We start from the raw sequence: 12,988 nt of genomic DNA on the forward strand, positions 1-12,988 counted from the left end.
TCTTAGCCTGCAGTGCAACGGTTGCTTTCGGGCGGCCATTCCACTCTCTGCGGCAGGGCGCCGCTCGGCAAAGGAGTTACCGTCATGCAGGCATCCGTATCTTCGCTTGTGCCCCACGATTCAGCCTTGTGGGAAGCCTCACCTCTTGATCTCGAGGCCTATCTGGAACGCATCGACTACCGGGGGCCATTGACGCCGACCCTGGAGACATTGCGCGCCTTGCAGCAGGCGCATCTCCAGGCGATACCGTTCGAGAACCTGGAGATTATCACCGGCGGTGAAATTCAGCTCGATTTGGCGAACTTGCAGGAGAAGCTAGTGGGGCGTCGTCGCGGCGGCTACTGCCACGAGCAGAACATCCTGTTCGCCACGGTGCTGGATCGACTCGGCTTTGCGGTGGCGGGGCGCAGCGCGCGGATGTTGATGGGCGATGACGCGCGCAAGGTCACCGCCGTGGGGCATACGATCCTTGCGGTCACCCTGGAGGAGCGCGACTGGCTGGTCGATGTCGGCGTCGGTAACGTGGGGCCGCGTGAGCCGGTGCCGCTGGAGGAGGGTATCGAGATGCGTCATGGCCGCTGGGAGTACCGGCTGGAGCGTTCGCCATCGGGGTTCTGGCTGCTGCGCTACCGGCGCCATGACGGCTGGCTCAATCTCTACCAGTTCAGCGACGAACCCTACTATCGTGCCGACTATGAGGACCACAACTACCATGTGTCCCACCATCCGGCGTCGCCTTTCACCCGGCGGATCGTGGCCCAGCACAATGGGGCGGAGGTGCGTTATGCGCTCACCGATCTGGAGCTGAAAACCTTCCGGCCCGGCGAGGCACCGGAGCGGCGTGAACTCGACGCCGGGGAGTTGCCCGGCGTGTTGCGCGAGCTGTTTGGGCTGGTGCTCTCACACGCACAGGAGCGCGTATTGCTGCGGCAGGCCGAGTCGCTCGTTCTAGCAGCGTCCGAGGGCGAACAACTTGGCACCTGAAGGGGATTAACCGAGGCAGCCTACAGTGCCTGAAAGCAGATATTGGAATCGGTGTAGCCGTCAGCCATGGTCGAGCTGCTGGCCCCGCAACCAAGCAATCTCCTCAGCCCAGATAGCCGGCTCGATGGTCTCCAGCACCAGGGGAATGTCGTCAATGCGCGGGTCGCGCATGATGGTGGTGAAGGCGTCGAGGCCGATATTGCCCTGACCCAGGCTATGGTGGCGGTCGACGCGGCTGGCGAACCCGCTCTTGGCATCGTTGAGGTGCATGCCGCGTAGGTAGCCGAAGCCGACTATCTTATCGAATTCGTCCAGTGTTGCGGTACAGGCCTCCGGGGTTCGTAGGTCGTAGCCGGCGGCGAAGGCGTGACAGGTGTCGATACATACCCCAACCCGCGACTTGTCGTCGACCTGTTCGATGATCTCCGCCAGGTGCTCGAAGCGCCAGCCCAGGTTACTGCCCTGGCCGGCGGTGTTCTCGATCACTGCCGTGACGCCTTGGGTGTGTGAGAGAGCCTCATTGATGGAGTCGGCAATGCGGGTCAGGCACTCGCTTTCGCTGATCTTGTTCAGGTGGCTGCCGGGGTGGAAGTTGAGCAGGGTGAGGCCCAATTTTTCGCAGCGTTGCATCTCGTCGAGAAAGGCTTCCCGTGATTTTTGCAGCCCCGCGGTATCGGGGTGACCAAGATTGATCAGATAGCTATCGTGGGGAAGGATCTGTTTCGGAGCGAAGCCATGCTCTTGGCAGGCGTTGCGGAAGGCCTCGATGATGTCGTCGGTCAGCGACTTGGCGCGCCACTGGCGCTGGTTCTTGGTGAACAGTGCGAAGGCGTCGGCACCGATTTCGACAGCGCGCAACACGGCTTGGTCGGGACCGCCGGCGGCACTGACATGGGCTCCGAGATATTTCATGACGACGCTCCTTCGATCACTGCCTCATGATTGTCGTGAGGCCCACCGGCCATTTTCGGCACCACGATAGCCTAGCGTCATCAAACAATTGATGCACCATCTGGCTGGCGCTATGACGAGAGCTACCGGAACAACCAAGGTGCCAGGATACGAGTCACGCGGGGCATGACAGCGTATACCATCAGCGCAACGATAGTGGCGGCGATCAAGCCGTGGCGCAGTCCCCATGCACCCAGAGTAGGGGAAAGCGAAAATAGCGGCTGCCATAACAGGGGAATAAGCATCGTGAGCGGCCAGATCACTGCCGTGGTGACGAGCCACTGTTTCCAGCGTGTGGGTTGTTTGCTGGTCACGTTGGGTGGAGTGAACCAGTAATCGATTCCGCTAAGTATCTCAACCGTCTCGTCCTGCTGCAGATCGCTGTGAATGGTGGCCATTAGCTCGCGGCGCTGCTCCGACTCTCGCCATCTCCTGGCATCTTCTTCATTGGAGAATCGCACCGCAATTTCATAGTCCTGGCCGCCTTCCGGGGGACGCAGGATATGCACCCCCAGGTGTCCTGGGAAGCGCGCGGCGGTCTCGATGATCTGTCGCAGCCAGGTCTCGTAACGATCCCGCGCACTGGCGCGCACTCGATGATGGATGCGAATGGTGGCCCCCTCGCGGTGCGAAGAGGACGAGTCCGAAGGGTGCTTGGTCATGTGGTTTCCGAAGTATTCAGGGAACGGCATGAAGCTTGGTCAGTTAGAGTTAGGTTTTGTACGAAAAGTCACCGAGCGATGGCCAGACAAGGCAAAAATCAGCGAGAAGACGGAGTTTACGTGGATTGTAAATGAGTACTTCGAGCTGATTTTTAACGCCGTATGGGCAAGCGCAGGCAGTTTTCGGACAAAGCCTAGACCTTCCAGGGCAGTGGTGGCGGCATCAGCCGTTCCCCATGATACTGGGGGATATCGCCGAAGCGTGCGCTGCCTGCCTCCCAGTCGCGCTGCGCTTCGGCGATCTCCGCCTTGCTGTGGCCGACGAAGTTCCACCAGATCAGCACCTCTTCTTCGAGCGGCTCGCCACCCACCAGGATGGCGCGCCCGCCTTCCGGTAGCGTCACTTCGACACTGTCACGACCACGCCCCAGATAGGCCAGCTCATTGGTGGCGAAGGGCTCGCTGTCGATCGAAAGTTCGCTCTCCAGTGGCAGCAGGGCATATTCGAAGTCCTCCCGGAGTGGCAGTGACAGCGTCGCTGCCTGAGGACTATACAGGTCCACTCCGACCAGCGGGGAGAACGACAGCGCCGGTGCCTGGTAGCTGGCAAACTCACCGGTCAACAAGGTCAAATCCACGCCCTGGGCCTGCCAGCGAGGCAGGTTCGGGTAATGATCGAAGCGTGGCTCGGTATTGCGGTGTGCCTGGGGCAGGGCGATCCATAGCTGAGCCGCGTGTAAATGGGATTCGCCAAGTACTGACTCCTCGGTATGACTGATGCCGCGTCCCGCGGTCATCAGATTGACCTGGCCCGGACGTATCACTTGCTCATGCCCCAGGCTGTCGCGATGCAGCACCTCGCCTTCGATCATCCAGGTGAAGGTTTGCAGGCCGATATGGGGATGCGGCCCGACCCGCAGGCCGGCGCTATCACCTTTGAATACCGAAGGGCCGGCGTGGTCGAGGAAGCACCACGCTCCCACCAGACGACGCTGCCGCGAAGGCAGCACCCGATTGACGGGAATGCCGCCCACGTCGGCGGTGCGTGGCGCGATATGCTGGATCAGACGCTTGCCAGCCACCACTGGGCAGTCCAGGGAGGAGGACAGTGTCTTGTCATCGATGAGATTGCTCATGAGGTGCTCCTAGAGGATAAGCACGGGCTCGTCTCGGCCCCACCGAGGGAGATCGCTTCAGCATAGGTGGTCTCTTCCCGTCATGCCTGGGGCCGAGACGGTCGGCATCAGCTCTGGCTAGAGAGACTTTGCTGCGCGTAGCTCTGCATCAGGTTGGCATAGGCCGGAAGATGGCCGGCCAGCAGGCCGCCGAAGCCCTCGATGTCGTTGCGCCAGTCGCGATGCAACTCGCCGCCCACGGCGAACCAGGTCATCAACTGGGCACCGGCCTGGGACATGCGATCCCAGGCGGCATTGCGAGTGATCGGGTTGAAGGTGCCGGAGGCATCGGTGACCACGAAGACTTCATAACCTTCCTCCAGGGCAGATAGCACCGGGAAGGCCACGCACACTTCGGTGACCACACCGGCGATCAGCAGCTGCTTCTTGCCGGTGGCCTTGACGGCTGCCACGAACTCCTCATTATCCCAGGCATTGATCTGCCCCGGACGCGCGAAGTAGGGCGCCTGAGGAAACTTCTCTTTCAACTCCGGCACTATCGGGCCGTTGGGGCCATCTTCGAAACTGGTGGTGAGGATAGCCGGGATGTCGAAGAACTTGGCGATATCGGCCAGCGCCAGCACATTGTTCTTGAACTCGTCCGGGCTGAAATCGCGTACCAGGGACAGAAGGCCTGCCTGATGGTCGACCATCAGCAGGGCGACATCTTCCTTGTTCAGGCGGTTGTAGGCATAAGACATGACAGCTCTCCTTTCATCTTGGAGCAGGGGAACCCGGCAGCCGGGCTGCCGGGCGCTTGGACAGATGGGTCAGGCCCGCCTGTCACTCAGGACGCCGTACTTCCCTTGCTGGAAGTCGGCAAAGGCTTGCTGGATCTCCTCAGTGCTGTTCATCACCATGGGCCCATAGCCCACCACGGGCTCTTGAATGGGCTCGCCGCTGAGCAGCAGGAGTTTGGCATCGTTGTTGGCCTCCACATGCAGCGAGTCGCCGCGGCGTGCGAAGCTAACTACCCCTGCATCGCGCACCAGCTCGCTGCCGTTGATCTGCACCGTGCCACTGAGCACCACCAGCAACGTGGTGTGGCCATCGGGCACGGGCAGCAACACATCGCCGCCCGGCCGCAGGCGCACGTCCCACAGGTTGATCGGTGTGAAGGTCCGTGCGGGCCCTTGGTGACCGAGGTAGTCACCCGCTACCACGCGAACGCGACCGGCTCCCTCCGATAGAGGCACATCGGGGATATCGCCCTTGAGTAGCGTCTGGTAGGCCGCAGGCGCGGACTTGTCGCTGGCAGGCAGGTTGACCCAGAGTTGCACCATCTCGAGGGTGCCCCCTTGCTCGGTGAAGGCCTGGGAGTGGAGTTCCTCGTGGATGATGCCCGACCCGGCAGTCATCCACTGCACGTCGCCTTCGGCGATTCGCCCACCGCTGCCCGTGGAGTCGCGATGCTCCAGTTCGCCTTGGTAGACCAGGGTCACGGTCTCGAAACCACGGTGCGGATGTGCTCCAACACCCCTCGCCCGGTGAGCCGGCTCGAAATCGAAGGGACCGGCATAGTCCAGCAACAGAAAAGGGCTCACATGCTCCGCCCCCATCCTGTCGTAGGAGAACAGCGAACGCACTGGGAAGCCGTCACCGACCCAGTGACCACGTGGGGCGCTGTAAACACCTTGGATCTTCTTCATCTCCAGGCTCCTTGCTTGAACCAGGGGCTCTAGGCCCTGATGTCGAAAGCCTAGGTAAAGGACGAATTACGCACTAGAGGCTAGAATTCAGACTCACCGTTCTATTCATGGAACAGCGCAATGCAGGATCTCAACGATCTCTATTACTACGTCCAGGTGGTCGATCATGGCGGCTTCGCCCCAGCGGGACGTGCTTTGGGAATCCCTAAATCGAAGCTGAGCCGGCGTATCTCGCAACTGGAGACACGCCTCGAGACACGGCTGATCAATCGCTCGACTCGCCATCTGTCGGTGACTGAACTGGGGCAGGCGTACTACCGTCACTGTGTTGCCATGCTGGTGGAGGCTGAGGCCGCCGAGGAGCTGATAAAGCGAAACCTCGCAGAACCTCGCGGTACTGTCAGGCTGAGCTGTCCGCCCAGTTTGCTGCACTATCTGATCTCGCCATTGTTGGTACGCTTCATGGTGCAATGCCCCGACGTGGAGGTGCAGGTCGAAGCCACTAGCCGGCGAGTCGATGTGGTCAAGGAAGGCCTCGACATGGCCATACGGGTGCGCTTCCCACCCCTGGAGGACAGCGACCTGACCATGAAGGTTTTGTCGAACAGCCCACAGCGCCTGATGGCGTCACCCAGCCTCTTCGCTCGTCACCTGTTACCTCGTACTCCAGGCGATCTGGCGCAGTTGCCAAGCCTGGATTTCGACCAGGTCGACAAGCAACACGTTTGGCATCTCGACGGTCCTGATGGCGTCACTGCCAAAGTGCCGCACCGGCCACGGCTGGTGACCGACAATGCAGAGACACTGCATCAAGCGGCACTGGCAGGTTTGGGCGTCGTGAAGCTGGCCTTGATCGTCGCGGGTAAGGATTTCTCCAGTGGCAACCTCATCGACGTCCTGCCTGGCTGGGAACCACGAGCCGGCATCCTGCATGCCGTGTTCCCCTCAAGGCGTGGGCTACTGCCCTCAGTAAGAGCCCTGCTGGACTTCCTTGGCGAGAACATTAACGAGGTAGACTTCACCAGCATGGCCGCTCTCGCTCAGCAAGAGGTTTAGTGGGCGGTACCTCCTGACTAATAGGGGAAGTGTAAGTAAGGACTCACTGGGGCGGCTAAGTGATATTGGAAAGAAGTAAAAAGGATTGGGTAGTACGTGGCATTGAGGCGAAGTGAGGACTCGCTCCATCAAGTCGTGAGGCTCAGGGTGTTGAGTAAGTACTTGCTTTTGCAGTGTCTTTCGATACTTCTGCGAGGGAAAGCGTTCCGCTACTATGCTGAAAACATGTGACCGGAGACGGCTGTGATGGCATTAGCACAATGGAAGCGCAGGAAACTCGTGTGGATGGGAATATGGATGGTAGCGTCGCTGTTGTTTTTGGCCACAAGTGAGGTGCGAGCTGAGACGGAACCCTATGTGGCCCCTATCGACAGCGATGGTGTGCAACGTATTCATCTCGTGGGTGGGAGTTATTTCTTTGAGCCTGAACGCATTCAGGTCAAGGTCGGGGTACCGGTGGAGTTGATCGTCCGCAAGGAGCCTGGTCTTGCGCCGCACGACTTGGTGATTCGCTCAGAGATAATGCAGCTCGATATCGAAGAGGAGTTGGAGCGTGAGGAGAAAGTCATTCGCTTCACCCCTCAGATACCGGGCCGATTGGTCTTCTATTGCGACAAGAAGTTGCTGTTCTTCCCCAGCCACCGCAACAGGGGAATGTCCGGTGTGCTGGAGGTGGTGGAGTGAGCCATGCTGCCGGAGCTATTGCTGATGGTGTCGCTGAGCCTGGACCCCGATCCGGTGACGGCAGCGTTGGCGCGCTTCGACCAGGTGAATGCTTACCAATTGACGCTGCGCAGCCAAGGCTCGCGCGGCGAAGAAGTGCTCCACTATACCTACCAGCAGCCGGGCTTCGTGCGCATGGATATGGTCAAGCCATACCGCGGCGCGGTGTTGATCTATGACCCGCATGAACATGAAGTACGGCTATGGCCGTTCGGAGGTCCTGGGCGCCGTGCCGGTCTGACGTTGAGCCCCAGCAACCGCCTGGTACGCAGTTCCCGTGGACACCGGGTAGATGAGTCGGATGTGGGAACGCTACTGCGTAGTGTGCAGCGGCTGCAGCAGCATGGAGAACTACGCCAACTGGGCGAGGCCACGGTCGGTAGCCATAGCGTTCATCATCTGGTGGTGGAAGGAAAAGAAGGCCAGACCGTCGGCGAGGTGGCGCGCTTCGAGCTCTGGCTCGATGACCAGACCCTGTTTCCACGCAAGGTGATCAGCTACGACCGGCACGGGGACAGGATCGAAACCGTCATGATGGAGGATATCGTTATCGATCCCGTCTTGTCCCGGGATGTCTTCTCTCCCTGAGGAAGGGAAGCGGGGGAGACAAGACATGGCGGATTACCGGTTCGTGACCATCTGGCAGTTGGAAGCACCTATCGATGAGGTGTACCGAGCCCTAAGTCAGGCGATTTTCTGGCCCGTATGGTGGAAGAGCCTATTGCGAGTGGAGGAGTTGGCGCCTGGCGATGCGCAGGGCATCGGGCGGGTTTATCGCTATGTCTGGAAGAGCCGCCTGGGCTATCGTTTGCGCTTCGATATGCAGGTTGTCCGTGTGCAGCCACACCGGTTGATTGTGGGGAAAGCCAGCGGCGACGTGCAGGGTACCGGCTGTTGGCGATTGTCTCAGAAGGATGATGTAACCCGAGTGCGCTACGAATGGCAGGTGTGCACCACTCGGCGCTGGATGAACCTACTCGCTCCCGTTGCCCGACCACTGTTCGCCTGGAACCATAATACCGTGATGCAGGATGGTGCCATTGGTTTGGCGCGATGGCTCGATGCGCGATTGTTGGGTACCGAGCATGAATGAATGTTCGCGGCTTGCTGTTGACATCAGCTTTCCAGGATCAGCCATCCCCGACCACGGAGCGAACGAAATCCGTCTTGGCTCGCGTATAAGCTTCTCTATCGCTGTGATACTGGGTGGCTAGCTTCTGCTTGAGTAAAGCATATTGCCGGGCGAGCACCGGGTCGGCACGTAATGCATCACGAAAGCTCAGCCGCTGATGCCAAATGCTGCTCCCGTACACCACGATATGCAGGTGGTGGGTACGATGGCCGTTAGCGTAACGCATGAACCAGCGTCGGTCGGTAAGGGTGGCGTTGAACGCATCCGACGTGGTGTAGCCTGAGTCGAGTAGCGGTCCATACAGTGAATCTGCGGTGGCCATCGATTCGACACCGGCCAGAATGTCGATGATTGGCTTGGCTGGTATATCGGGAATGGCGGTGCTGCCGATATGTTCTACCTGGATCAGTTGTGTTGGGAATAGCTCGAGCAGGCGATCACGCTCTGCTTTGAACAGAGGTGACCACTGTGGGTCGTGAGGCACCAGCGCCACTGCTTCATGGATGGCCCGTTCCAAGGACTCGCTGTCCGTCATTCGATGCTTGTTCCGTCATCTGATGCTCTCATGAATGTTATTGGAGAATGCTTTTCAGCGCACTACGAGGATGGCGCCAGGCAATGAGCAGTGCTCATACCTGACGCCCAAGTTGCTTCGAGAGGTGGCGCTTAACTGGCTTCCAACTGAGGATGGCGAGTTTGTGCTTTCGGTAATGCCAGGTTGGGTGCCCAGGCGGGGGCACGTGAGGTGGAGTCGACTAGGGTGAAGCCACCGACGATCTCGGCAAGTCGTAGTGATTGCTCCCTGAGTTGTTCTGCGGCGACACTGGATTCTTCGACCAGAGCAGCGTTTTGCTGGGTCATACGGTCAAGCTCGGCTACCGCCACGTTAACTTGGCCGATACCTTCGCTTTGTTCACCGGTGGCAGCGCGGATCTCGCCAAGCACTCCAGCGACGCGGGTGACGCTCTGTACGATTTCGTCCATGGTCGCACCTGCCTGGCGTACCAGTTCGTCTCCCTGTTGCGTCCGACTGACCGAGGTTTCGATCAGGGCCTTGATTTCGTGCGCGGCTTCTGCCGAACGACTGGCGAGCTGGCGCACTTCGCCAGCCACCACTGCAAAGCCGCGGCCTTGTTCACCGGCGCGCGCGGCCTCCACCGAAGCATTGAGCGCCAGCAGGTTGGTCTGGAAGGCGATGCCATCCATGACGTTGACGATATCGGCGATCTGGCGTGAGGAGTCGCTGATCTCACCCATGGTCGCAACCACCTGAGACACCACTTCACCGCCACGTGTGGCGATTCGTGAGGCCGACTGGGACAGCTCATTGGCCTCGCGAGCGGAATGAGCGGTATGTTCCACTGTGCTGGTGATTTCTTCCATCGACGCCGATGTCTCCTGCAAGCTGGAGGCCGCTTGATCGGTGCGTCGTGCCAGATCCTGGCTGCCACTGGCGATCTCTTCCGCCGCTAGCTTGACCGACTCACTGCTTTGGCGGACATCGACCAGTACGTTATGGATCTTGTCGACGAAGGCGTTGAATTGAGTCGCCAGTTCGGCGGTCTCATTGCGCCCCTTGACCGGCAGGCGCTGGGTCAGGTCGCCATCGCCAGAGGCGATCTCGCGCATGCGACCGGCAAGCTCTCGCAGTGGCCTGGCGATACCGCTACCGACCAGCCAGATCGTCACCAGGCCCAGACCGGCGACCAGCAGCCCTACCAGCCCCATGCCCAGCAGGCTCTGGTGACGCTGGTGGTCCAAGGTCTTTTGTAAGGCTCCGAGATCGGCCAACACCACTTCCTGCGGCAGGCGGGTGACCAACACCCACGGCGCCTGGTTGGCGCTGATAGAAAATGGCCAATAGAGTTCGATCATACCGTCGGCATCGCTGATTTGTAGCATCTCGCCGCTTTGCTGAGCCTCGAGGATCCGCTGCTGAATCTTGTCGCTCAGCACTTGGTTGGCTGCACCACCGAGCGATGCCGTATCGGCAGTATAAGCTGCCACGCTGCCCTGGGATGCGATCAGCGCCATCTCGCCGGCACCGTCATAAAGCCTTTGGTTGGCTTCGCTCAGGAACTCCTGAGTGAAATCCACCGATATGTCGACGCCGGCGATGCCACGAAACTTGTCGTCGACCACTATCGGCACATTGAAGGAAGTGACCATGCGCATGGTGCCGGCGTAATCGTAGGCTGCGGGATCGATGATGCAGGGGGCCAGAGTGTCGCGGGGGCAGAGATAGTATTCGCCTTGGCGTAGTCCGTTGCCCAATGGTGCCTCACTTTCCATGTTGGCTTCTTTGAGAGGTTCCAGGCGCATGCTGCCGTCTGCCTCGCGCACCCACCAAGGGCGGAAGCGGCCACTGCCGTTGGCGAAACCTGTGTCGCGATTGGCGTACAGCCTGTCGGCTCCGAAGGCATCCGGTTCCCAGGCGATATAAGCATCCAGCAACGTGGGGTTCTTGACCACGGTATTGCGGATTAGGTTAGAGAGCTCGTGGCGGCTCAAACGCAACTGAGCGCGTCCGTTGTCATCCTTGATGCCCATCAGCGCATTGGTATGCGCCAACTGGGAGGCGATCGTCAATGCCTGGTCCAGTTCGTTGCGGATACGGCCGGCTTCGGCTGCCGCCAGCGACGACAGTCGTTCGTTGATGCCGCTTTCGAGAAGTGCTTGGGTATGCTCGGCTACTACGCCCTGGGTGCGCGAGGCGGAGACCATCGAATAGCTGACCAGAGCTGCCGTCACCGCCAGGATGCAGGTGCCTGCCAGGGTGACGACGAGCAGTCGAAGGGAACGGAATTGGAAGCGCATGTCGGAGGACTCGTTATTATGGATATATGAGGTGTTGGTGCCCTGTCTTCCAACTGGCAGGGAAAAAGGCGCCGGTCGGACGAAGACTGTTCGACCATAACGCCCTTCAAGGAAAGAATGAGATAACTAAGACGACTTAGGAGTGGTTATTTGCGTCAAAGGTGGGGGTGATGCTCATACTTCTTATTGCATACGGATAAACAGCTTCTCCTTGGGCCAGCGTACTTTCTTGAGTCCGGCCATCCGGTCGTTTTCAGCGTCCCGGTAGCCGAGAGCCATGAGTACCACGCTGCGCAGGTTGCGTTCCCCAAGTTTCAGCAGTTCGTCCAGACCGGTGGCGTCGAATCCTTCCATGGGGGAGGCATCCACCTGCTCCGTGGCGGCAGCCGCCAGTGCGGCACCCAGTGAAAGGTAGGCTTGCTTGGCCGCCCAGTGAAATTTGTCCTCCGCTGAAGCAAAGCCATTTACCGTGCCCTTGATCGCGCTTTCATAGCCTTCCAACTCTGCTAGTCCCACGCCGCGTTCTTCGGCGGTCAATTGGATGAACTCATCGACGTGTCCATCGTGCACCGGATCCCAGGCGGCAAACACCAACAGGTGAGAGGATTCCGTAATCTGCGGCTGGTTGAACGCTACGGGCTTGATTGCCTCGCGTAGCGCTTCATCTTCCACCACCAGTATGGAGTAGGGCTGCAATCCGTAAGACGACGGTGCCAGACGTGCGGCCTCGAGAATCCGCTCGACTTTTTCCTGGGCCACTTTCTGCCCGTTCATGCGTTTCGTTGCATAGCGCCAGTGAAGGGCTTCCGTGATGTTCATGGCTTATCTATCTCCCAATATCGATATCAAGTGGACGACATACCGCTGCGAGCGGCAGCAGTGCGAGCACCGCGGTGAAAAAGGAGGGTGCCGAAGGCGACCAGCATGCCCGCCAGGCCGAGGTTAGGCGGCGGCGCCTCGCCTAACGCGAAGACCGCGATCAGCGTGCCGACCAGTGCCGCCACTGTGCCTATCTGACTCAAGTACACGGGACCGGCAAGCTTCTGTAGCACGAAATAAAACAGGTAAAGCACTGAGAAAATACCGATTTCCACCAGCAAGAGCCGTAGCGCCGTAGTGGACCCGGCCAGTTCCCGTATCTGCCCCGGTTCGAACGACAGTGCGAAGGGCAACAGTGTCAGTGCTCCTCCGAGCATCATCAGCGCTGCCAGGAATACCGGCGAGGCGCCCGTGGGCCAGCGAAGAGTGCGATAGATGTTGCCCAGCGCGATCACCAGCGGCATGGCCAGCACTAGAGCGGCCCAACCCCAGGCACCATCTGCACCGCCGCCAGCTTTGGCGGTAGCCAGCACCAGGCCTCCGGCAAGCCCCAGCAGTACGCCAATCAAGCGCATCGCACGCAGACGCTCCAGGCTCAGCCACACGGCTAGCAACCAGGTGATCAGGATCGGGAAAGCGAAACTGAGCGAGATGAAGCCCGCGCCAACATGGCGCACCGCCAAAAAGGCCAGAGCGTTGGGTAAGGCAAATAGCGCTCCGGCAACGGCAGCATATTCGAGCATGCGGCGGTCAAGCGACATCGGTTGGCGTTGCAGTGCCGCGATGCCGGCCAACACGGCGCCGGCACCGGCCATGGCCAGCATCAGGAAGGTCAGGCGTGGTGCTCCGGCCCCATCGGCAAGCTTTGCCACTACCAATGACAACGCGAGAAAGGTGCCTACCAGCAGCAGGCAACCAAACGCATATAGCCCGGCCCGGTCGGAACGCTTGCGCGATAGTTCGGCATTCGTCATTATCCTGCTCCTATAGCTTACTGTGAAGTATCTTTGCAAAGAGCAT

The 12,988-nt window shown here is 59.8% G+C and carries 14 protein-coding genes; 5 read left to right on the forward strand and 9 right to left on the reverse strand.

The features are described from left to right. Positions 1 to 84: 84 nt before the first annotated feature. Entirely contained in the window at positions 85 to 984 is a 900-nt protein-coding gene (locus L861_RS16210; RefSeq protein WP_016417715.1) for an arylamine N-acetyltransferase family protein, read from the forward strand. 60 nt (positions 985 to 1,044) lie between these two features. On the opposite strand, the gene nfo is transcribed toward L861_RS16210, so the two are convergent. The 5 genes from nfo to L861_RS16235 all read right to left on the reverse strand — a co-directional run bounded on the left by nfo (position 1,045) and on the right by L861_RS16235 (position 5,421). Beyond that, positions 1,045 to 1,896, reverse strand: a complete 852-nt coding sequence (gene nfo, locus L861_RS16215) for a deoxyribonuclease IV (RefSeq protein ID WP_016417716.1) — start codon at positions 1,894 to 1,896, stop codon at positions 1,045 to 1,047. A 122-nt stretch (positions 1,897 to 2,018) separates the two neighbouring features. Then, entirely contained in the window at positions 2,019 to 2,597 is a 579-nt protein-coding gene (locus L861_RS16220) for an antibiotic biosynthesis monooxygenase (RefSeq protein WP_016417717.1), read from the reverse strand. A 194-nt stretch (positions 2,598 to 2,791) separates the two neighbouring features. Continuing rightward, positions 2,792 to 3,733 carry a pirin family protein gene (locus L861_RS16225; RefSeq protein ID WP_016417718.1) on the reverse strand — a complete coding sequence of 314 codons (942 nt, stop codon included), beginning with the start codon at positions 3,731 to 3,733 and terminating at the stop codon, positions 2,792 to 2,794. A gap of 107 nt (positions 3,734 to 3,840) precedes the next feature. Next, positions 3,841 to 4,473: an isochorismate family cysteine hydrolase YcaC gene (ycaC, locus tag L861_RS16230; protein WP_016417719.1), complete on the reverse strand. Its 633-nt coding sequence runs from the start codon at positions 4,471 to 4,473 to the stop codon at positions 3,841 to 3,843. 69 nt (positions 4,474 to 4,542) lie between these two features. Beyond that, a complete protein-coding gene (locus tag L861_RS16235; RefSeq protein ID WP_016417720.1) occupies positions 4,543 to 5,421 on the reverse strand; it encodes a pirin family protein in 879 nt (292 codons plus the stop codon). Between the two features lie 120 nt (positions 5,422 to 5,541). On the opposite strand from L861_RS16235, the gene L861_RS16240 reads away from it, so the two are divergent. The 4 genes from L861_RS16240 (at position 5,542) to L861_RS16255 (ending at position 8,293) form a co-directional block, all read left to right on the forward strand. Continuing rightward, on the forward strand, positions 5,542 to 6,477 hold the full coding sequence (locus tag L861_RS16240; RefSeq protein WP_016417721.1) for a LysR substrate-binding domain-containing protein: 936 nt from the start codon (positions 5,542 to 5,544) through the stop codon (positions 6,475 to 6,477). A gap of 285 nt (positions 6,478 to 6,762) precedes the next feature. After that, complete coding sequence (locus L861_RS16245) at positions 6,763 to 7,161, forward strand: cupredoxin domain-containing protein (protein ID WP_016417722.1); 399 nt, start codon at positions 6,763 to 6,765, stop codon at positions 7,159 to 7,161. A gap of 3 nt (positions 7,162 to 7,164) precedes the next feature. Continuing rightward, positions 7,165 to 7,788, forward strand: coding sequence for a LolA family protein (locus L861_RS16250; RefSeq protein ID WP_016417723.1), 624 nt, complete (start codon positions 7,165 to 7,167; stop codon positions 7,786 to 7,788). Between the two features lie 25 nt (positions 7,789 to 7,813). Beyond that, entirely contained in the window at positions 7,814 to 8,293 is a 480-nt protein-coding gene (locus L861_RS16255; protein WP_016417724.1) for an SRPBCC family protein, read from the forward strand. 37 nt (positions 8,294 to 8,330) lie between these two features. Here the strand turns inward: L861_RS16255 and L861_RS16260 are convergent, their stop codons facing one another. From L861_RS16260 to L861_RS16275, 4 genes are all read right to left on the reverse strand, one after another. Beyond that, a complete protein-coding gene (locus L861_RS16260; RefSeq protein ID WP_016417725.1) occupies positions 8,331 to 8,867 on the reverse strand; it encodes a GrpB family protein in 537 nt (178 codons plus the stop codon). Between the two features lie 131 nt (positions 8,868 to 8,998). Continuing rightward, positions 8,999 to 11,149, reverse strand: a complete 2,151-nt coding sequence (locus tag L861_RS16265) for a methyl-accepting chemotaxis protein (protein ID WP_016417726.1) — start codon at positions 11,147 to 11,149, stop codon at positions 8,999 to 9,001. A gap of 183 nt (positions 11,150 to 11,332) precedes the next feature. Then, the gene (locus L861_RS16270; RefSeq protein WP_016417727.1) at positions 11,333 to 11,968 is read right to left on the reverse strand and encodes a nitroreductase family protein; all 636 of its coding nucleotides are present in this window, start codon (positions 11,966 to 11,968) and stop codon (positions 11,333 to 11,335) included. 26 nt (positions 11,969 to 11,994) lie between these two features. Continuing rightward, positions 11,995 to 12,942: an EamA family transporter gene (locus L861_RS16275; RefSeq protein ID WP_016417728.1), complete on the reverse strand. Its 948-nt coding sequence runs from the start codon at positions 12,940 to 12,942 to the stop codon at positions 11,995 to 11,997. Positions 12,943 to 12,988: the final 46 nt, after the last annotated feature.

Origin of the sequence: Litchfieldella anticariensis FP35 = DSM 16096 (assembly GCF_000409775.1) — a bacterium.
GTDB lineage: Bacteria > Pseudomonadota > Gammaproteobacteria > Pseudomonadales > Halomonadaceae > Litchfieldella > Litchfieldella anticariensis.

What these genes read in the sequence shown, in the direction of transcription:
- L861_RS16270 (WP_016417727.1), bottom strand. Translation starts at nt 11,968, where the DNA reads ATGAACATCACGGAAGCCCTTCACTGGCGCTATGCAACGAAACGCATG.
- L861_RS16255 (WP_016417724.1), top strand. Translation starts at nt 7,814, where the DNA reads ATGGCGGATTACCGGTTCGTGACCATCTGGCAGTTGGAAGCACCTATC.
- L861_RS16260 (WP_016417725.1), bottom strand. Translation starts at nt 8,867, where the DNA reads ATGACGGACAGCGAGTCCTTGGAACGGGCCATCCATGAAGCAGTGGCG.
- L861_RS16235 (WP_016417720.1), bottom strand. Translation starts at nt 5,421, where the DNA reads ATGAAGAAGATCCAAGGTGTTTACAGCGCCCCACGTGGTCACTGGGTC.
- L861_RS16245 (WP_016417722.1), top strand. Translation starts at nt 6,763, where the DNA reads ATGGGAATATGGATGGTAGCGTCGCTGTTGTTTTTGGCCACAAGTGAG.
- nfo (WP_016417716.1), bottom strand. Translation starts at nt 1,896, where the DNA reads ATGAAATATCTCGGAGCCCATGTCAGTGCCGCCGGCGGTCCCGACCAA.
- L861_RS16265 (WP_016417726.1), bottom strand. Translation starts at nt 11,149, where the DNA reads ATGCGCTTCCAATTCCGTTCCCTTCGACTGCTCGTCGTCACCCTGGCA.
- L861_RS16240 (WP_016417721.1), top strand. Translation starts at nt 5,542, where the DNA reads ATGCAGGATCTCAACGATCTCTATTACTACGTCCAGGTGGTCGATCAT.
- L861_RS16225 (WP_016417718.1), bottom strand. Translation starts at nt 3,733, where the DNA reads ATGAGCAATCTCATCGATGACAAGACACTGTCCTCCTCCCTGGACTGC.
- ycaC (WP_016417719.1), bottom strand. Translation starts at nt 4,473, where the DNA reads ATGTCTTATGCCTACAACCGCCTGAACAAGGAAGATGTCGCCCTGCTG.
- L861_RS16275 (WP_016417728.1), bottom strand. Translation starts at nt 12,942, where the DNA reads ATGACGAATGCCGAACTATCGCGCAAGCGTTCCGACCGGGCCGGGCTA.
- L861_RS16250 (WP_016417723.1), top strand. Translation starts at nt 7,165, where the DNA reads ATGCTGCCGGAGCTATTGCTGATGGTGTCGCTGAGCCTGGACCCCGAT.
- L861_RS16220 (WP_016417717.1), bottom strand. Translation starts at nt 2,597, where the DNA reads ATGACCAAGCACCCTTCGGACTCGTCCTCTTCGCACCGCGAGGGGGCC.
- L861_RS16210 (WP_016417715.1), top strand. Translation starts at nt 85, where the DNA reads ATGCAGGCATCCGTATCTTCGCTTGTGCCCCACGATTCAGCCTTGTGG.